At 73.6% G+C, this 19023-nt stretch carries 17 protein-coding genes and 1 pseudogene; 5 read left to right on the plus strand and 13 right to left on the minus strand.

Annotation, left to right across the window (positions count from 1 at the left end; translation table 11 throughout):
- Nucleotides 1-43 precede the first annotated feature (43 nt).
- Nucleotides 44-991 carry a beta-ketoacyl-ACP synthase III gene (locus CCN35_RS15020; protein ID WP_067388920.1) on the minus strand — a complete coding sequence of 316 codons (948 nt, stop codon included), beginning with the start codon at nt 989-991 and terminating at the stop codon, nt 44-46.
- 228 nt (nt 992-1219) lie between these two features.
- On the opposite strand from CCN35_RS15020, the gene fdhD reads away from it, so the two are divergent.
- Nucleotides 1220-2062, plus strand: a complete 843-nt coding sequence (gene fdhD / locus CCN35_RS15025; RefSeq protein ID WP_067388921.1) for a formate dehydrogenase accessory sulfurtransferase FdhD — start codon at nt 1220-1222, stop codon at nt 2060-2062.
- A gap of 7 nt (nt 2063-2069) precedes the next feature.
- On the opposite strand, the gene CCN35_RS15030 is transcribed toward fdhD, so the two are convergent.
- A complete protein-coding gene (locus CCN35_RS15030; RefSeq protein WP_086793061.1) occupies nt 2070-3104 on the minus strand; it encodes a bile acid:sodium symporter family protein in 1035 nt (344 codons plus the stop codon).
- A 397-nt stretch (nt 3105-3501) separates the two neighbouring features.
- Here CCN35_RS15030 and CCN35_RS15035 point away from each other — a divergent pair, with 397 nt between their 5' ends.
- Nucleotides 3502-4338: an aldo/keto reductase gene (locus tag CCN35_RS15035; protein ID WP_086793067.1), complete on the plus strand. Its 837-nt coding sequence runs from the start codon at nt 3502-3504 to the stop codon at nt 4336-4338.
- 67 nt (nt 4339-4405) lie between these two features.
- On the opposite strand, the gene CCN35_RS15040 is transcribed toward CCN35_RS15035, so the two are convergent.
- The 4 genes from CCN35_RS15040 to CCN35_RS15055 all read right to left on the minus strand — a co-directional run bounded on the left by CCN35_RS15040 (nt 4406) and on the right by CCN35_RS15055 (nt 7895).
- The gene (locus CCN35_RS15040) at nt 4406-5338 is read right to left on the minus strand and encodes a methyltransferase (protein ID WP_067388923.1); all 933 of its coding nucleotides are present in this window, start codon (nt 5336-5338) and stop codon (nt 4406-4408) included.
- A 191-nt stretch (nt 5339-5529) separates the two neighbouring features.
- Entirely contained in the window at nt 5530-6303 is a 774-nt protein-coding gene (locus tag CCN35_RS15045) for a class I SAM-dependent methyltransferase (protein ID WP_067388924.1), read from the minus strand.
- 28 nt (nt 6304-6331) lie between these two features.
- Nucleotides 6332-6637 carry a 4a-hydroxytetrahydrobiopterin dehydratase gene (locus CCN35_RS15050; RefSeq protein WP_086793072.1) on the minus strand — a complete coding sequence of 102 codons (306 nt, stop codon included), beginning with the start codon at nt 6635-6637 and terminating at the stop codon, nt 6332-6334.
- A gap of 142 nt (nt 6638-6779) precedes the next feature.
- The gene (locus tag CCN35_RS15055) at nt 6780-7895 is read right to left on the minus strand and encodes an ADP-ribosylglycohydrolase family protein (RefSeq protein ID WP_067388929.1); all 1116 of its coding nucleotides are present in this window, start codon (nt 7893-7895) and stop codon (nt 6780-6782) included.
- Nucleotides 7896-8086: 191 nt separating this feature from the next.
- On the opposite strand from CCN35_RS15055, the gene CCN35_RS15060 reads away from it, so the two are divergent.
- A complete protein-coding gene (locus tag CCN35_RS15060; protein ID WP_067388932.1) occupies nt 8087-8953 on the plus strand; it encodes a helix-turn-helix domain-containing protein in 867 nt (288 codons plus the stop codon).
- Between the two features lie 179 nt (nt 8954-9132).
- Here CCN35_RS15060 and dnaK read toward each other — a convergent pair whose 3' ends face one another.
- The 4 genes from dnaK to CCN35_RS15080 form a co-directional block, all read right to left on the minus strand.
- A complete protein-coding gene (gene dnaK / locus CCN35_RS15065) occupies nt 9133-11016 on the minus strand; it encodes a molecular chaperone DnaK (RefSeq protein WP_086793075.1) in 1884 nt (627 codons plus the stop codon).
- 234 nt (nt 11017-11250) lie between these two features.
- Nucleotides 11251-11676, minus strand: coding sequence for an OsmC family protein (locus tag CCN35_RS15070; RefSeq protein ID WP_067388935.1), 426 nt, complete (start codon nt 11674-11676; stop codon nt 11251-11253).
- A gap of 132 nt (nt 11677-11808) precedes the next feature.
- On the minus strand, nt 11809-13977 hold the full coding sequence (locus CCN35_RS15075; protein ID WP_086793078.1) for an alkaline phosphatase family protein: 2169 nt from the start codon (nt 13975-13977) through the stop codon (nt 11809-11811).
- A gap of 99 nt (nt 13978-14076) precedes the next feature.
- Nucleotides 14077-14514, minus strand: a complete 438-nt coding sequence (locus CCN35_RS15080) for a hypothetical protein (RefSeq protein WP_067388937.1) — start codon at nt 14512-14514, stop codon at nt 14077-14079.
- A gap of 84 nt (nt 14515-14598) precedes the next feature.
- Between CCN35_RS15080 and CCN35_RS15085 the strand changes: the two genes are divergently transcribed.
- Entirely contained in the window at nt 14599-15372 is a 774-nt protein-coding gene (locus CCN35_RS15085) for an MBL fold metallo-hydrolase (protein WP_067388939.1), read from the plus strand.
- Nucleotides 15369-16007 carry a DedA family protein gene (locus tag CCN35_RS15090; RefSeq protein WP_067388941.1) on the plus strand — a complete coding sequence of 213 codons (639 nt, stop codon included), beginning with the start codon at nt 15369-15371 and terminating at the stop codon, nt 16005-16007. The genes CCN35_RS15085 and CCN35_RS15090 overlap by 4 nt, the downstream gene beginning before the upstream one ends.
- A 165-nt stretch (nt 16008-16172) precedes the next feature.
- Here CCN35_RS15090 and CCN35_RS15095 read toward each other — a convergent pair whose 3' ends face one another.
- The 3 genes and pseudogenes from CCN35_RS15095 to CCN35_RS15105 all read right to left on the minus strand — a co-directional run.
- Nucleotides 16173-17276, minus strand: a complete 1104-nt coding sequence (locus tag CCN35_RS15095) for an MBL fold metallo-hydrolase (RefSeq protein WP_086793081.1) — start codon at nt 17274-17276, stop codon at nt 16173-16175.
- Nucleotides 17273-18523, minus strand: coding sequence for an aminotransferase class I/II-fold pyridoxal phosphate-dependent enzyme (locus CCN35_RS15100; protein WP_107501053.1), 1251 nt, complete (start codon nt 18521-18523; stop codon nt 17273-17275). Before CCN35_RS15100 ends, CCN35_RS15095 begins: the two co-directional genes overlap by 4 nt.
- Nucleotides 18524-18657: 134 nt before the next feature.
- Nucleotides 18658-19023: pseudogene (locus CCN35_RS15105) on the minus strand (hypothetical protein); the annotation flags it as partial.

The following is a 19023-nucleotide window of genomic DNA, read 5'->3' on the forward strand; positions in this document are numbered from 1 at the left end:
CAGGGGCACGTCCCCGGCGCGTCAGGGGCACGTCCCCGGCGCGTCAGGGGCAGCGGACGACCTGTCCGGCGTAGGAGAGATTGCCGCCGAAACCGAAGAGAAGGACAGGGTCGCCGGAGGTGACGGCGCCCTGCTCGATCAGCTTGGACAGGGCCAGCGGGATGCTCGCGGCCGAGGTGTTGCCGGATTCGCTCACGTCCCGGGCGACCACGGCGTTGACGGCTCCCAGCCTCTCGGCGAGCGGCTCGATGATGCGCAGGTTGGCCTGGTGCAGCACGACCGCGGCAAGCTCCTCGGGCCGCAGACCGGCCCGCTCGCAGACCTTCCGGGCCAGCGGCGGCAGCTGCGTGGTGGCCCACCGGTAGACGCTCTGCCCCTCCTGGGCGAACCGCGGGGGCGTTCCCTCGATGCGCACCGCGTGCCCCATCTCCGGCACCGAGCCCCACAGCACCGGACCTATCCCGGGTTCCGTCCCCGGCGGACAGGCCTCGACCACGGCGGCGCCGGCCCCGTCGCCGACGAGCACACAGGTCGTCCGGTCGCTCCAGTCGGTCACGTCGGACATCTTGTCGGCGCCGATGACCAGGGCGCGGGCGGCGGCACCGGCGCGCACGGTGTGGTCGGCGGTGGCCAGGGCGTGGGTGAACCCGGCGCAGACGACGTTGATGTCCATGGCGGCGGGCCGCGGCACACCGAGCCGGGCCGCCACACGGGCGGCGGTGTTCGGGGAGCGGTCGATGGCCGTGGAGGTGGCGACCAGGACCAGATCGATGTCGGCGGGCGTGAGCCCCGCCGACGCGAGCGCCTTGGCGGCGGCGTGCGCGGCGAGCTCGTCCACCGGTTCGTCGGGGCCGGCGATGTGCCGGGTCCGGATGCCCACCCGGCTCCTGATCCACTCGTCGCTGGTGTCCACCAGACCGGCCAGGTCCTCGTTGGTGAGCACCTTGGCGGGCTGGTAGTGACCGACGGCGACGATGCGTGAGCCGCTCATGGCGATCCCCCTTGCTGCTAGCTTGCCGTGGTTGGCGGGAATCACCAGTCTGATCAGTGACCCGTGGGTAACCCCGCAGGTGAAAGCACAGGAATCGCGCACCCGGGTTGTCGGCTTCCCTCAGAAAGTCGGACGTCCTCGAAGGGCCGGCCCCGGCCGCGCACTGGCCTCGGCATGTGCGCCGTCCCCGATAATCGGGGTACGCGCACGGCCGCCCGGGGAGAAGCGATGGGACGAGTCACGGAACGACGCAAGGTGATCCGTGTCCGCGACGGGACCGTCTCGTCCCGCCCGGACACGCTGGTGGCCGAGGAGCCGCTGGAGATCCGGCTGAACGGCAAGCCCCTCGCGATCACCATGCGCACCCCGGGCGACGACTTCGCGCTGGCGGCCGGGTTCCTGGTGAGCGAAGGCGTGCTGGGGTCGCCGTCCGAGGTGCGGAACATCGTGTACTGCGCGGGGGCGACCGCGGACGGCACCAACACGTACAACGTGGTGGACGTGAGGACGGCGGCGGGGGTCGTGGTGCCCGACGTCACCCTGGAGCGCCATGTGTACACCACGTCCTCCTGCGGTCTGTGCGGCAAGGCGAGCCTGGACGCGGTCCGTACGACCGCCCGCTGGCCGATCGCGGACACCCCTCCGGTCCGCCTCGCACCCGAACTCCTCGCGGGCCTCCCGGACCGGCTGCGCGCCGCCCAGCGCGTCTTCGACCGCACCGGGGGACTGCACGCGGCGGCCCTGTTCGACGAGCACGGCGAACTGCTGGACGTGCGGGAGGACGTGGGCCGTCACAACGCCGTCGACAAACTGGTCGGGCGGGCACTGCGGAGCGGACGGCTGCCGCTGTCCCGGGCGGTGCTGCTGGTGTCCGGGCGGGCCTCCTTCGAGCTGGCGCAGAAGGCCGTCATGGCGGGGATCCCGGTGCTGGCCGCGGTCTCGGCGCCGTCGTCGCTGGCGGTGGACCTGGCGGCGGAGACGGGGCTGACGCTGGTGGGGTTCCTGCGGGGGAACTCCATGAACGTCTACGCGGGCCAGGAGCGGATCGCCCTGCGGGAGGAAGCGGGGTGACGGGGGCTCACGGAGCCCCGCCCGGGCCTCGGCCGGAGGCGAGGCCCGCCCCGACCGCCGGTGTCTCCCGCCGGGCCTCGGGGTCGCGGGAACGGCGCTTGGCGATCACCGCGCAGACCATGAGCTGCATCTGGTGGAAGAGCATCAGCGGCAGCACGGCGAGGGAGGCCTGGGCGCCGAACAGGACGCCGGCCATGGGCAGACCGGCGGCCAGGGACTTCTTCGAGCCGGCGAACTGGATGGCGATGCGGTCGGCCCGGCCGAAGCCCAGGGCCCGGGCGCCGTACCAGGTCAGGGCGAGCATCACGGCGAGCAGCACGGCCTCCACCCCGAGCAGGGCGCCCAGCCGGGCGGGGCTCACCCGGTGCCAGACGCCGCGGACCATGCCCTCGCTGAACGCGGCGTAGACGACGAGCAGGATCGCACCGCGGTCGACGAGCCCGAGAACCTTCCGGTGCCGGGCGACGAAACCGCCGATCCACCGGCGCAGCACCTGTCCGGCGACGAACGGCACCAGCAGCTGCAGCACGATCGTGAGCAGGGAGCGCCCGGAGAAGCCGCCGCCGTCGCCGAGGAGGACGGCCGCGAGCAGCGGGGTGAGGACGACGCCGACCAGGGAGGAGAAGGAGCCCGCACAGATCGCGGCGGGCACGTTGCCGCGGGCGATGGACGTGAAGGCGATCGACGACTGGATGGTCGACGGGACGAGGGTGAGAAAGAGCAGGCCCTGGTAGAGCGGCTGGGTCAGCACGGTGGGCACCAGAGCGCGGGCGGCCAGGCCCAGCAGGGGGAAGACAAGGAAAGTGCAGGCCAGGACCGTGACATGCAGGCGCCAGTGCCGCAGGCCGTCCAGTGCCTCACGGGTGGACAGGCGGGCGCCGTAGAGAAAGAACAGGAAGGCGATCGCGGCGGTGGAGGCGCCCGAGACCACCTGGGCGGCCGTGTCGCGGGCCGGCAGGAGGGCGGCGACGGCCACCACGCCGATCAGCAGCACTATGTACGGGTCGATCGGCAGCCAGCTCGGCCGGTGCAGGCGTTTCACGGTACTCCAGTGCTCCACTCGCTCGTGCCCGTCGACGGTACGGGACCGTCCGTCGGCGGCGTGGGACCGGCGGGCGGTCCCTCTCCATCGTCCCCCTGCCGGAATGGCCCGGTTCCTCCGGGCCGCGCACATGATCCCGCGCGCCGGCCGGGAGACCGCACCCGGGCTCCATGGAACCGGGTGCGCAGAGCCGGGCCCCGCGGAGCCGGGCGCTCGGAACCGTGGGCTCCGGTCACGGGGCGCGGCGGATCCGGCGGGGATCACGGCGCCGGAGCGCCGCCGGAGCGCCACGGCGCACCGGGCGCCACGCCCGTATCAGGGGTGCGCTGTGAGCCGTGATCGTCGACGATGGGAGTATCACGTGACGACGCGACGCCAACCGAAGGGTCAGGAGTTTGTGAGCAGCAAGGTCCCCTCGATCACCCTCAACAACGGCATCGAAATGCCCCAGCTGGGCTTCGGTGTCTGGCAGGTGCCGAACGACGAGGCGGAGCGGGCCGTCGCCACCGCACTGGAGGCCGGGTACCGCAGCATCGACACAGCCGCGATCTACGAGAACGAGGAGGGCACCGGCAGGGCCATCGCCGCCTCCGGGATCCCCCGCGAGGACATCTTCGTCACCACCAAGCTCTGGAACAGCGACCAGGGCTACGACTCCGCGTTGCGCGCTTTAGACGCCTCGCTGGACCGGCTCGGCCTGGAGTACGTGGATCTGTACCTGATCCACTGGCCGACGCCGGAGCGGGGGAAGTACGTCGAGACCTACAAGGCGCTCGAGAAGCTGTACTCCGAGGGACGCGCCCGGGCGATCGGCGTCTCCAACTTCCTTCCCGAGCACCTGGACCGTCTGGCCGCCGAGACCTCGGTGGTCCCGGCCGTCAACCAGATCGAGCTGCACCCGCACCTGCAGCAGCACGCCGCCCGTGAGTACCACGCGAAGCGGGGCATCGCCACCGAGGCCTGGTCGCCGCTCGGCCAGGGCAAGGGCCTGCTGAAGGTCCCGGCGATCGTCGCGATCGCGCAGAAGCACAACCGCACCCCGGCCCAGATCGTGCTGCGCTGGCACCTCCAGCAGGGCAACATCGTGATCCCGAAGTCGGTGACCCCGTCCCGGATCCGGGAGAACATCGAGGTCTTCGACTTCCGCCTGGACGACGAGGACCTCGCGGCGATCAGCGCGCTGAACGAGGACCGGCGCCTCGGCCCGGACCCGGCGACGTTCAACCTGGCATGAGCCCGGTCTCCGTCACCGGCGCACCGTGCGCCGGTGACGGAGACGGGACCGGGGTGCCCCGGTGCGCTCAGGAGGTCCGGACGGCCGTGTACACGGTGTGCGCCTTCAGGACGAACACGTCCTTGCGGCGGTGCACGCTCGCCTCGTCCTCGGGGTCGAGGAGACGGTCGAGGGTCGCACGGTCGTCCTCGTCGACGGCGTCCCCGAGGGATTCGCGCACCCGGCCCAGGGTGGCGGCGACATGAGCGCGGGCGCGGTCGGAGACCGGGGCGGGCAGGTCCAGCAGGAAACTGCGGGTGCGGGTGGGCTTCAGGCCCGCGGCGGCGAGCAGCGCCGGCCAGTCCTCGGTCTCGGCGACGGAACCGGGCAGTTCGGCCCGCATCCGTGCGAACCACTCCTCCTGCAGCGCGTCGAGACGGGCCTGGAGGCCCGGACGGCCGATGCCGATGTCCCGGGGCAGGAAGCGGGCCGGCAGCCCGCCCTCGAGCAGGGCCAGGGTGCCGCCGGGCGCCAGCCGCTCGGCGAACGCGGTGAGGGCGGCCCGCTGGTCGCCCATGTGGTGCAGGCTGTTGCCGGCCCACAGCAGATCGGCCGGGTAGTCCAACTCGTCCAGCACGTCCGGCAGTTCACCGGCGATCGTGGCGAAGCGGTCGCCGAGGCCGAGGCGGGCGGCCCGGGCGCGGGCCCGTTCGAGGAGCGGCTCGGAGCCGTCCACCGCGACCACCCGGGCGCCCGGGAAGGCCTCGGCGAACATGCAGGACACCACCCCCGGTCCGCTGCCGGCGTCGACGATCAGGCCCGGCTCGGCCGCCTCCTTCGCCAGCCAGGCCATGACCTGCTCGTAGAGGGGGGCGAACAGCTCCGCCTGGGACTCCAGGAGCGGAGCCATCGCGCCCCAGTCGATGTCGGTGCTCCCGTGAAAGTGCCCGTGGTGCTCGCCGTGCCGGTGCTCGCTGTGCCGGTGCTCGCCGTGCCGGTGCTCGCCGTGTTCGTGCGCCATGGTGGTCGCCCCCTCTGTTCCTGCTCTGCTCCTGTGCACTGCGCTCAGCCTGGGCCGACGCACCGCCGAGGGGCCACTTCTGTTGCCGGGGCGGCAAAAAATCCGGGGAGGCGGACCCGCCGGCGAAACCCGCACTCCCCGGGCGGGCGCACGAGCCGGGCCGGCCGGACCGACCGGCCCGGCCGGGCTCCTCAGGTGCGGCGGGGCGGAGGAATGCGGCCGTCGGGCGGCTTGAGGAAGGCGCGCAGGGTGAACACCGGGTCCGGGCGGGGGCGGTCCTGGTCGGGCAGGGCCGCCAGCCGGGCGGCGAACTCCTCGCTGAGCGGATCGCCGGGCGGCAGCGTGACGAACCAGCCGCGCCGCAGGTCGGCGATGGTACGGCGGGGGCTGCGGCCCTGGCCCAGGCCCTGGAAGCGGCCCCGGCCGACCGGGAGCAGGCCGTGCTCGGCGGCGTACCGGACGACCAGGGCCTCGGCGTCCCGGGCGGGGCTGCGCGGCCGGGAGGCGAGAACGGCGTCGATGTCGCTGCCGACGTTGTGCGCGGCGGCCTTGTCGACCGTGGTGATGTACACCCCGCCGGGACGGAGCACCCGGGCGCACTCGGCGACGGTCGTCCGCGCGTCCTCGGCGCTCGGTGCGAGATGCAGCAGCCACACGCTGGTGACGGCGTCGAACCGCTCGTCCGCGAAGGGCAGACGGCGTCCGTCGGCGAGGACGACGGCGCCGGGCAGGCGGGCCTCGGCCTGCCGGGCCATCGCCTCCGACCGGTCGACGCCGACGACCCGCAGACCGGCGCGGGCGGCGGCGAGGCGGCGGGTCACGATGCCGGTGCCGCAGCCGACGTCCAGCACCTCCCGCGCCCCGCGCGGTACGAACTCGAGAACGGCCCGGGCCGCGGCGGCCGCCCTGGGTTCGCCGCCGCGCAGGGCGTCGTAGCACTCTGCTTCCTTGTCGTAGTCCAGCACCCGGTCTCCCCCCGTCCCGGTGACCTCGTCAGCTCGCCCCGTGCCCGGCGGCGAGGTCCTGCACCCTGCGGGCGAGTTCGAAGTCCTTCTCGGTGATGGCACCCCCCGCGCTGTGGGTGTGCACACCGAGCGAGACCGTGTTGTAGCCGAGGGTGAGGTCGGAGTGGTGGTCGAGCTCCTCCTGCACCTGGGCGATGTGCACGACCATGGCCGTCGCCGCGAAGTGCGAGCCGAGCCGGAAGGAGCGGGTGAGACGGTTCCCGTCGAGGGACCAGCCGGGCAGTTCGCCCAGCCGGTCCTCGATCTCCTGGGGCGACAGCGGTTCGGCGGCCATGGTTCGTCCCCTTCCTGGGCGTGGCCTGACGGGGCGACAGAACATGTACGTGTTCAGACTGCCACAGGAGGGGCGCCGCGTCCCCGGCCGGAAAAGACGTCCCGGCCGGGGAAAGGGGCGTCCCGGCCGGGAGAAAAGCGGGTCAGCCGGTCGTGCACTCGGCGGCGAGGTCGTCCGCCAGGGCGGCGATCCGGGCGCGCCCCTCGACCCGCTCCACCCAGGCGTGGGGCAGACCGTGGTCGCCGTACCGGGCGCCGAGGATGTTGCCGCAGATGGAACCGGTGGAGTCGCTGTCGCCCGAGTGGTTGACGGAGAGCAGCAGGGCCTCCTCGACCCGGGGGGCGGCCAGGGCGCTGTAGACGCCGATGGCCAGCGCCTCCTCGGCGATCCAGCCGCCGCCGAGCTTCTCCAGCTTCTCGGGGGCCGGGCTGCCCTCGGCGGCCAGGTCGAGGGCCTGCTCCAGGGCGGTGGTGGTCTCCTCGTGTCCGGGGTGACGGGCGAGCAGGCGCAGGGTGCGCAGGGTCGCGCCCTCGATCGAGTCCCCGCCCAGGATGTACGCGACGATCGCGGCGAACGCGCCGGCGGCGTAGTAGCCGGTGGGGTGGCCGTGGGTGATCTGGGCGCAGCGGGCGGCCATGTCGAAGGCGGTGGCGGGGTCGACGCCGGTCAGGCCGAAGGGGGCCGAGCGCATCACGGTGCCGCAGCCCTTGGAGTCGGGGTTGACGGGGCCGGGCCGGCCGAGTTCGGCCGCCGGGTCGGGCACGAAGTCGGCGTGGCTGAGCCCGGACAGGCAGGCGTTTCCGGGGGCGCGGCGGGCGTACAGCCAGCGCTCGGTGATCAGGCCGCCGCGGGGGCCCTCGTAGGAGCCGCCGGAGGGCTGGGCCATGGGGCTCGCCTCCGGGCCCGGCTTGAGCTGGGTCTCCAGCCAGCGGTCGTAGGCCCAGCGCAGCAGACGGGGCCAGGCGCCGCCGATGCCCTTCAGCCGCTCGCGCTCATGGGCCTGGAGCAGCCCCTCCGCGGTGAACAGGGTCATCTGGGTGTCGTCGGTGATCAGGGCGACCGCGCCCGCCGGGCCGTCCGTGCCGGAGGGCAGACCGGTCACACCGCGCGGGCCGTGCGTGGCGCGGATCCGGTCCAGGGAGCTGAACTCGACCGGGTGGCCGAGAGCGTCCCCCAGGGCCCCGCCCAGCAGGCAGCCGCGCACTCTGGCGCGGTACACCGCCGCCGCTTCCCAGGACTGCTTCCACGGCTCGGTCATGTCCGACCCCCTCCTCGATCATGTCGTGCGTGCGGCCATTGTTCCGTCCACCGCGGTCCCGGCCGAAACCGGGACGCCCCGGAGGGTACCGGCCCGCGGTGCCGGGACCGGGGATCGGCCCTTTCCGGCCGCGGCCCCGGTGATGGTGAAGTACCTTCTTCCGGTGGTGTTTTGAGGGAAGGCGGCAAGGCGTGAGTGAGCGGCGGCCCGCACCCACCGTGGGTCAGGTGGTGCTCGGAAGACGGCTGCAGGAGTTACGGGAGGAAGCCGGACTGGGGCGTGAGGAGGCCGCGCGGGTGCTGCGGGTGGCACCCGCGACCGTGCGGCGGATGGAGATGGCCGAGGTCGCCCTGAAGATCCCGTACGTGCAGATGCTGCTGGACGCGTACGGGGTGGGCGCCGAGGAGGCGGCCGGTTTCGTGAAGCTGGCCGAGGAGGCCAACCGGCCGGGCTGGTGGCAGCGGTACCACGATGTGCTGCCGGAGTGGTTCAGCCTGTATGTGAGCCTGGAGGAGGCGGCCCAGCTGATCCGCTCCTACGAGCCGCACTTCGTGCCCGGGCTGCTGCAGACGGAGCGCTACGCACGCGCGGTGCTCCAGAGCGGGACGGTCGGCTGGCGGGGGCAGGAGGCGGTCGAGCGGCACGTGGCGCTGCGCATGGCCCGGCAGCAGCTGCTGGAGCGGCCGGACCCGCCGCACCTGTGGGTGGTCATCGACGAGACGGTGCTGCGGCGGCCGGTGGGCGGCGGCGGGGGCGAGGTGATGCGCGAGCAGCTGGACAAGCTGCTGGAGTGCTCCGAGCGGGACCGGGTGACGGTGCAGGTGGCCGAGTTCGCGGACGGCCCGCACCCGGGGACGTACGCGCCGTTCTCGCTGTTCCGCTTCGCCGAGCCGGAGCTGCCCGACCTGGTCTACACGGAGTATCTGAGCGGCGCCCTGTACCTGGACTCGCGCACGGAGATCTCCTCGCATCTGGAGGTCCTGGACCACATGTCGGCGCGAGCGGCGTCGGCCGAGCGCACCCGGAAGCTGCTGTGGGAGTGCCGGGAGAGGTTCTGAGACCCTCCCTTGTCCTCTCCTGTCCCTCCCGGCTCCTTCCTGGTCCCTGTCCCTTCTCCCGGCTTCTCCTGGCTTCTTCCGGCTCCTCCCGCGGAGGACCGCCTCTTGTGGGCTCCGCCGCCCCGGCCGGGCCGGGAGACGGGCCGGCCGGGGCGGCGTGCTCGGCGTGTCCGGCGGGGTCAGGCGGCTCCGCCCTTGGCGTCCCGGTCCTCCCGGTCCTCCCGGTCCTCGTCGACGATCTCCGCGTCCACCACGCCCTCCTCGCCCTGGGAGGCGGTGGAGTGCTCGGTGCCGCCCGGGGCCGTCTGCTGCTGGGCCTGGGCGTACATGGCCTGGCCCATCTTCTGGCTGACGGAGGCCAGTTTCTCGATGGCGGTGCGCAGGGCGGCGGTGTCGGCGTCGTCCTTGAGGAGGGTCTTGACCTCGGTGACGGCCGCCTCGACCTCGGACCTGGTGTCGGCGGGGATGCGGTCGCCGTTGTCGCGCAGGAAGTTCTCGGTCTGGTAGACGAGCTGCTCGGCCTGGTTGCGGGTCTCGGCGGCCTCCCGGCGCTTGCGGTCCTCCTCGGCGTACTGCTCGGCGTCCCGCACCATGCGGTCGATCTCCTCCTTGGGCAGGGCCGAGCCGCCGGTCACGGTCATCTTCTGCTCGCGCCCGGTCGCGAGGTCCTTGGCGGAGACGTGCATGATCCCGTCGGCGTCGATGTCGAAGGTGACCTCGATCTGCGGCACCCCCCGCGGGGCGGGCGGCAGTCCGGTGAGGTCGAAGACGCCGAGCTTCTTGTTGTACGCGGCGATCTCGCGTTCGCCCTGGTAGACCTGGATGCCGACCGAGGGCTGGTTGTCGGTGGCCGTGGTGAAGATCTCCGAGCGCCGGGTCGGGATCGTGGTGTTGCGCTCGATCAGCTTGGTCATGATGCCGCCCTTGGTCTCGATGCCCAGGGACAGCGGGGTGACGTCGAGGAGGAGGACGTCCTTGACGTCGCCGCGGAGCACGCCCGCCTGGAGGGCGGCGCCCACGGCCACCACCTCGTCGGGGTTGACGCCCTTGTGCGGGTCCTTGCCGGTGAGTTTCCGCACCAGGTCGGTCACCGCCGGCATCCGGGTGGAGCCGCCGACGAGGATCACGTGGTCGATGTCCGGCAGCTGGATGCCCGCGTCCTTGACCGCCTGGTGGAAGGGCTTCTGGCAGCGTTCGAGCAGATCGGCGGTGAGCTCCTGGAACTGGGCCCGGGTCAGCTTCTCGTCCAGGTGCAGCGGGCCCTCGGCGGAGGCGGTGATGTAGGGGAGGTTGATGGTCGTCTCGGTGGACGACGACAGCTCGATCTTGGCCTTCTCGGCGGCCTCGCGCAGCCGCTGCACCGCCATCTTGTCGTTGCCGAGATCGATCCCGTACTGGTTCTTGAACCGCGTGATCAGGTGGTCGACGATCCGCTGGTCCCAGTCGTCGCCGCCCAGGTGCGTGTCACCGTTGGTGGCCTTCACCTCGATGACGCCGTCGCCCATCTCCAGCAGGGACACGTCGAAGGTGCCGCCGCCCAGGTCGAAGACGAGGACCGTCTGGTCGTTCTCCTTGTCCAGTCCGTACGCCAGCGCCGCCGCCGTCGGCTCGTTGATGATCCGCAGGACGTTCAGGCCCGCGATCTCGCCGGCCTCCTTGGTCGCCTGGCGCTGGGTGTCGTCGAAGTACGCCGGTACGGTGATCACCGCGTCGGTGACGTCCTCGCCCAGGTAGGACTCCGCGTCCCGCTTCAGCTTCTGCAGCACCCGCGCGGACAGCTCCTGCGCCCGGTAGCGGGTGCCGTCGATGGAGCCCTTCTCGGGGAACCGCCACTGCGGGTCCCCCATGTGGCGCTTGACGGACCGGGCGGTGCGCTCCACGTTCGTCACCGCCTGCCGCTTGGCCACCTCGCCGACGAGCACCTCTCCGTTCTTGGCGAACGCCACGACCGACGGCGTGGTCCGCGCGCCCTCGGCGTTGGCGACGACGGTGGGCTCGCCGCCCTCCAGGACGGCCACCACCGAGTTCGTCGTCCCCAGATCGATCCCGACCGCGCGTGCCATCTTTGTCCCCTTCCGCCAGGGCCCTGCTCTTCGGCACAAAACTTGAGCGTGCTGCTGTCAATGCGCGTACCCGGCGGCGGCCGAGGCGAACACGGAAAGAGCGGTGGCGCATCCCAGCGCGGTGCCGCGCCCCGGGGAACGGGGCGCGGCACGGGCACGGGGACCGGGACGCGTCCTGCGTCGTCCCTCGCGGGGGGGACGAGCCCGTCCCTCGCCCGACGAGCCCGCTCCCCGTCAGACGAGCTTCGCCTCCAGAGTGATCGTCGTCCCGGCCAGGGCCTGGCTGACCGGGCAGTTCTTCTTGGCCTCCTCGGCGGCGGCGACGAACGCGTCGTTGTCGATGCCGGGGACCGTGCCCTCGACGCTGAGATGGATGCCCGTGATGCCCTCGCCCGGCTGGAAGGTGACGTCCGCCTTCGTCCGGAGCCGGGTGGGCGGGGTGCCGGCGCCGGTCAGGCCGTGCGACAGCGCCATGGAGAAGCAGCTGGAGTGGGCGGCGGCGATCAGCTCCTCGGGGCTGGTCTTGCCGTTCGCCTGCTCGGCGCGCGACGGCCACGACACCGGCTGCTGGCCGATGCCGGAGGAGTCGAAGGTGACGACACCCTTGCCCTCGAGCAGGTTGCCTTCCCAGACGGTGTGAGCAGTACGCGTGGTTGCCACGGTTCTTCCTTACCTTTCGTCCAGGGGCCCGTTGCCGGATTCCTTACCCGCCATCCGATCACATCCGCCGCGCGCGGACCCCTCGAACGGGCCACGACCTGCCGGACGGTCCGGCGAATCACCCGTCTCCCGTCAGGCCGCCTGCTCCCCGGCCTCGTCGGCCTCCTCGGCCTCGCCGGTCCCGCCGCTCCTCCCGGCCTTCGCCGGGAGCGGCGCCTCTCCCCCTGCCTCCCCGGTCTCCCCGTCCTCCTCGGCGGCCTCGCGCAGCCAGCGGCGCAGGACACGGTGGACCTGCTCCGCTCCGACGAGTTCCTCGCCGTCCTCCACCGGGGGCGAGAAGGCGAGCGGCGACAGCAGGAACGGGCGGGACTGGGCGCCGCCGAGGCCGCCGTGGGAGCCGATCTGCTCCTCGAAGGCGAGGACCTCGCCGCCGTCGGGGTCGTAGCAGGAGTTGACCATGATGTCGGCGGCGTGCGGGAAGGAGTGGGTGCGGCGCACCGCGTCGGCGGCGCCGGGCCCGAAGACGGCGAGCGGACCGGGGTCGGTGTCGAGGTCGTCCAGCGGCACGCGGGCACCGCCGGCCCCCAGGACGAGGCCGCCGTGCTTCTCGCTGCGCACGAGCAGAAAGCCGATGCCGGGGTGGTTGGCGAGCGTGGGCAGCAGCGCGGGGTGGCGGGCGTCGATCTCCTCCTGGCTCATGCGGTGCGGCACGTCGGGGAAGGAGATCAGGCCGAGGTTGCCGGAGGCGAGGACGACGGGTTCCGAGCGGCGGGCGGGCCGCTGCTCCTCCTCGTGCTCCTCGACCGGGCGGTGCAGCGCGGCCCGTACGACGGCCCGCGCCTCGGCGCCGGTCTGGCTCTCCTCCTCCCGGGCCGGGCCGAGCGTGTGCCGGGCCCGGCGCGGCACGGGCAGGCCGCAGCCGGCCCGGACGAGGTCGCCGAGGGTGAGGCCGTAGCGGGAGCGGAAGGTCTCGCCGGGGCTCTGGCCGTGGTCGGACAGGACGACGATCCGGTAGGGGCGGGGGGCGTGCTCGGCGACCTTCTCGATCAGGGCGAGGGAGCGGTCGAGGCGTTGCAGGACCTTCGCCGCGTCCCGGCTGTGCGGGCCGGAGTGGTGGGCGACCTCGTCGTAGGCCACCAGGTCGGCGTAGACGACGGTGCGGCCGGCGAGGAGGTCGCCCACGACGGCGGCCACGACGACGTCCCGCTGGACGACGGTCGCGAAGGCGCGGATCAGCGGGTACAGGCCGCCGCGGGAGACCCGGGGGTGCTCCTTGCGCAGCCGGGCGCGGGTGGACTGGCCGATCTCGCGGACGGTCTCGGCGACGAAGGAGAGGAAGGTGCGGACGGCGTTGGCGGGGTCGGAGAAGTAGGCGAAGTAACCGGCGCGGGAGCGGTTGCCGCGCCGGCGCACGGCGACGGACAGGACGAGGGCGAGTTCGCGGGCGCCGCCGGTGAACAGGTTGCCGCGGCTGGCCCCGTCGTCGGTGAGCAGCCCGCCGTCCCCGGTGCGCCGCACGGCACGGCGCTGGAGCTCGAGGGCGTTGCGCGGGCGGTTGCTGACCATGACCTCGCCGGTGTCCTTCTCGTACCAGCGGAAGGCGGGGACGTCGTGGTTGGAGCCGTGCAGGATGCCGAGCTGGCTGGCGCCGGTCTGGCTGGACCAGTCGGTGCGCCAGGGGGTGAGCCGGTGGGTGGGAGGCTGTCCCGGGACGGCGCCGAGCCACCGGGCGACGGTGGGCATCAGGCCCCGGTCCACCGCGTCCCGCAGCACGTCGTGGCCGACACCGTCGAGCTGGATCACGACGGTGCCGGGGGTCGACGGGCAGGACCGCGGACGTCTGCGGCGGCGGTCGGCGAGCCGGTAGAGCCGGCGCCGGTAGGCGTCGTCGTCGCGTACGGCGAGGGCACCGCCGGTGGCGGAGGCGACGGCGGACATCGCCGCGGCCACGATGACGGCGGTCTCGGGGGCCGCCTCGGCCTGGCCGGAGGGCTCGATGCGCAGGGCGAGCAGCAGCAGCGACCCGTTCAGGAAGAACACCAGCAGCCCGAGGACGAGCGCGGGCACGAGCAGCAGCAGCCGGACCAGCAGCGGCCAGACGACGGCCGACAGCACGCCGAAGGCGCCCGCGCCGAGCGCGGCGGTCAGGGCGATGGTGGTGACGCTGTCCCCGTCGGAGGACCGCAGCTGGAAGTCCGGCAGGATCCAGGCGAGCACCAGCATGGTGACCGTGGAGACGGCCCACACGGCGGCGCTCCGGCCCACCTGACCGGCGCACCGCCGCCATCGTTCACCGCCCACGCCGGCACACTCCCCCAGTCGTCCGCCCTCCCCGTCCGGTCTGGCACGGGTCCCGTTCCAGCTTGTCACACAGCGGACGAAAGCCCCGTCCCGCGGGGGCTACCGGCCGTCGTAACCGGCCGTGGGCATGGACAGGCGGCGGTGCACCCGGGCCTTCATCCGGGCGTCGTAGGACGGCTCGGCCTGGCCGACCGTCTCCACCCGGACGCCCCGGCGCGCGCACTCCGCGGTGAACTCCTCGACGGAGGACAGGGCCCGTTCCAGCACACGGCGGCTGGGGGCGACGAAGAGGTCGATGCCGGGGCGGACCCCCTCCCACAGGGCGCGGTGGTCGGCCCGCAGCCCACGGACCAGCAGTTCCCGGGCGACCACGTAGCCGTGCTCGGCCGCCCAGCGGGCGCACATCGCGTGCTGGCTGCGGGAGTCCACCAGGAAGGGGTCGTCGTGCAGCTCCTCCAGGGGTGTCAGGCTCGCGATCGCCGTGACACGAACGGCCGGGGCGCCGTCCTCACCAGGAGCGTCCCGCATTTCTCCCATGGCGTCCCCTCACCTCCGGGTTTCCGCCGACGACCCTACTCCTGCACGTAGGCTCAAGGGGAGTCGCGCAAAGGAGGCAAACAAGTGCCGGTGGAGGTCACCTGGTGGGGTCACGCCACCTGCACGGTGGAGGATTCGAACGTCCGTGTGCTCACCGATCCTCTGTTCGCCCGGCGGCTCGCACATCTGCGGCGGCGCCGCGGCGCGCTGCCGCCGCCGGAGGCCCGGCGGGCGGACGTGGTGCTGATCTCCCATCTGCACGCCGACCATCTGCACCTTCCCTCGCTGGCCCGGCTGGAGCGGGGGACGCGCCTGCTGGTGCCCCGGGGTGCGCCCCGGGCGGTGCCGAGACTGCGCCGGCTCGACCATCTGCGCCTCACCGAGGTCGCTCCCGGGGACCGGGTCGAGGTCGGCGGCATCGTCGTGCGGGTCGTGTCCGCGCACCACGACGGCCGGCGGCTGCCGCTCGGGCGGCACCGCTCCCCCGCCCTCGGATACGTGGTCGAGGGCGAGGCACGGACGTACTTCGCCGGGGACACCGGTCTGTTCGACTCGATGGCCGAGGAGGTCGGGCCGGTGGACACGGCACTGCTGCCGGTGGGCGGCTGGGGCCCCTATCTCGGCGACGGGCATCTGGACGCGGGACAGGCGGCGCACGCACTGACGCAGCTGGAGGCACGCAGTGCGGTGCCGGTGCACTACGGCACGTACTGGCCGATCGGAATGGATGCCGTGCGCCCCTATGAGTTCCATGCGCCGGGTGATGAATTCGCGCGCCTCGCCGCACAACGTGCGCCTGGTGTGACGGTGCACCGGCTCGAGCACGGGGAGAGTGTGCGTCTGGAGGTCGCCCGGTGACATGGCTCGCCGCCGCGACGACGGCGGTGCCGGAGGAGACCACGCAGCAGGCGGTGGGGTATCCCTCGCTGTTCCTGCTGGTGCTGATCGGGGCGCTCGTGCCCGTGGTGCCGACGGGAGCGCTGGTCAGCTCGGCGACGGTGGTCGCCCTGCACCGGACGGCGCCGTTCTCGCTGGCGCTGGTGTTCGTGACGGCGTCGCTGGCGGCGTTCCTCGGGGACGCGGTGCTGTACTGCCTGGGGCGGCGCGGGCTCGGGTCGCGGAACGGCTCGCGCTGGCTGGAGACGCTCCGCTCACGGGCGCCGGAGGACCGGCTCAGGCAGGCACAGACCCTGCTCGCCGAGCACGGGATCGCGGTGCTGGTCCTCTCCCGGCTCGTCCCGGCCGGCCGCATACCGGTGATGCTGGCCTGTCTGCTGGCCCGGTGGCCCCTGCACCGCTTCTCCCGCGGCAACCTCCCGGCGTGCCTGGCCTGGGCCGCCACCTACCAGATGATCGGCGTCCTCGGCGGTTCCCTGTTCAGCGAGCCCTGGGCGGGCCTGCTCACCGCCGTCGCCCTCACCGTCCTGCTGAGCGCCGCTCCCACGGCCTGGCGCCGTCTGCGCCGCCTGCTTCCGGCCCACCGCTCGAACTGACCGCTCCCCCGCGTCCTCCGGCCCGGCGCCTTCCCGTGTCCTCCGGCGTCCCCCGCGTCCCCTGCGTCCTCCGGTGGCCGCCGCCCGGGTCCGAGGGGCCTTCCCGGCCGTCCGGGCTGCGACGGCCTCCTTCCGCCGGCTCACCGCTTCGGTGCCCCGCGGGGACTACCGCTCCAGGATCCGGGACGCGCCCACCGGCAGGTCCCACAGGTGCTCCCGGGGAAGACCGGCCTTCTGCCAGGCCGCGCGGACCCGGGTGAGGGGTTCCAGGACCGGCTCGGCGGAGAGGAGGAAGGTGCCCCAGTGCATGGGGGCCATGCGACGGGCGCCGAGGTCCTGGGCGGCCCGGACCGCCTCCTCCGGGTCGCAGTGGACGTCGCTGAGCCACCAGCGGGGCTCGTAGGCGCCGATGGGGAGCAGGGCGAGGTCGATGCCGGGATAGCGGCGGCCGATGCGGGAGAACCAGTGGCCGTAGCCCGTGTCGCCGGCGAAGTACACGCGCTGTCCGTCGGGGGCGGTGAGCACCCAGCCGCCCCACAGGCTGCGGCAGGTGTCGGTGAGGGTCCGCTTGGACCAGTGGTGGGCGGGAACGAAGTCGACGCGGACCCCCGACAGTTCGGACGCCTCCCACCAGTCCAGCTCGGTGACGCAGGTGAACCGGCGGCGCCGGAACCAGCGTCCGAGCCCGGCCGGCACGAACACGGGGGTGGTGCGCGGCAGGCGGCGCAGCGTGGGCGCGTCCAGGTGGTCGTAGTGGTTGTGGCTGATGACGACCGCGTCGACGCGCGGCAGCGCCTCCCAGGGCACCCCGACCGGCGTGATGCGCGCCGGGGTGCCGATGATGCGCCGGGACCAGACGGGGTCGGTCAGCACGGTCAGCCCGCCTATCTGCACGACCCAGCTGGCGTGTCCCGCCCAGCTGACGGCGACCGTACGGGCGTCCACGCGCGGCACCGGAACGGGCTCGTACGGCAGCAGCGGGATGTCGGCGAGTCCCTCCTTGCTCGGCCGTACGGCGCCCTCGCGGGCGAAGCGGGCGAAGGCTCTCAGGCCGGGCAGCGGGGAGGTGAGACGGTCGTGGAAGCTGCGCGGCCACACCCGCCGCTCCCCCAGCGGCCGGGGTGCGGCCTGCGGCGGGTACGGCGCGGGCGACGAAGCGGACGGGGCGGACGAAGCGGACGGGGACGGCGTCGCGGGTTCGCCGGCTTGCCGGGAAGTGGTCGTGGACGTGATCGGCTCGGACGTGATCGGCTCGGACTGCTGCGTCATCGAGGAGACTCCCATCGCTGAGCGTCGTCGCGGAGAGCGTCGAAGACCGACTTCAAGGAGAGCAACGCACGTTGCACATGCGGCAGTTCCAGCGGTGTGGGGGACAGGAGGCACTCCTCGCGCTCCTCGTCCGTGCGGCCGAGGAACTCCGCGGTGGACAGCCGTACCCGCAGCGCGCCGAGGTCGTCGCCGAAGCGGTGGCCGCCCGGTGCGGGCTGCTCCAGACGGGCGGTGAGGAAGTCCTCCAGGTCCTGTGCGTCCCTCACTCCGCGGCCGGCGAGTCCGGAGCGCAGCGGACCGAGGTCGGCGTACAGGTGGCGGCCGGCCTGAGGCGGCCGGACGAGCACGCCGGCGGCGGCCAGGGTCGTGTGCACGGCGTGCGCCACGCGCGCGTGCAGGCGTACGGACGCGGTCAGGCGCTCGATGACGGCGTCGGGTTCGTCGAGGGCGTAGGCGGCCGCGGCGGCGACGGGGTCGGCGATGCGTGCGTCCAGCGCGGTGAGCACGTCGAGCACGCGCGCGTGCAGCGCGTCGCCGGTGACGCCGGCGGGGAAGCGGACGAGCGCGGCGGGCCAGCCGGCGGGCAGGAAGGCACCGGCGAGGTCGGTGACGACGGTGACCCGTTCGGGCAGCATCTCGGCGGGGCTGAGCAGCACCGTCCCGTGCGGATCGTGCACGGTGTCGCGCCAGGTCTCGTCGCTGACCAGGTGCAGCCCCTCGCCTGCGGCGGCCTCGACGGCCTCGTGCAGCACCTCGGGCGGGGCGACGGTCGCGGTGGGGTCGTCGGCGACGGACAGGACCAGCAGCCGGGGGTCGCCTCCCTCGGCGCGGACCCGGCGGACGGTCTCCAGCAGGGCGTACGGGTCGGGGACGCCGCCGCACTCGGCGGGTGTCGCCACGGGGAAGACGGGTCTGCCGAGCAGCCGCGCGTACGGCGCCCACCAGGCGGAGCACGGCCGGGGCACCAGGACGTCGCCGCCGAGCGCGGCGGTGAGCGCGAGCAGCAGGGAGGGGGCGCCGGGTGCGGCCGCCACCTGGCGGGGCCGGGTGGGCAGCCCGCGGCGCAGCCAGTAGCCGCAGGCCGCGTCCAGCAGGGCCGTGTCGCCGCCGATCGGTCTCTCCCCGCTGCGGGCCGTGGCCCTGGCGAGCGCGGCGGACAGCTCGGGCAGCACGGGCAGTCCGTCGTCGGGGAGGGCCGACGGCCCGTAGCGGACGGGGCCGTGTCCTTCGGGGTCCGTCCGCAGCATGCGTACCTCCACGCAGTCCCTGGTGCCGGTCGTGTCGCCGCCGGTTCGTGCGGGCCGTGCCCTCGCGGCTCCGGGTACCCCGGCGGCACCGCTCCATGGCGGGCCGCGGTCCTCCGTGGCGCCCCGGGTCCCGGTCAGGTCCTCCGCCACCACCAGACCCGGTGGACCGCCGCGCCGAACGCCGCCGCGATCAGCAGGCCACCGGCGACCAGCGCCGGCGGGGAGGTGGTGAACGCACCGCCCGCACCGGCCCGCACACCGTGCCGCACCGCCTGGTCCGCGCATCCGCGGTCGGAGGGGTCCGCGCAGGACCCGCCGCCGTCGCGCGGCGCCCCGCCGGGAGAGGAGGCGCGGCCGGCCGTGTGGCCCGGATCCCGCGACGCCTGGCCGCGAGAGGGGTCCTGTGGGCCATTGTCGCGGGAGGCGCCGCCGAAGTCCTGGTCCCCGTCGCCGAAGGGGGCACGGGAGGCGGAGGGGACGCGCGGGACCTGGCCCTGGAA

Source organism: Streptomyces thermovulgaris, assembly GCF_002155915.1.
In the GTDB taxonomy this organism is placed as follows: Bacteria; Actinomycetota; Actinomycetes; order Streptomycetales; family Streptomycetaceae; genus Streptomyces; species Streptomyces thermovulgaris.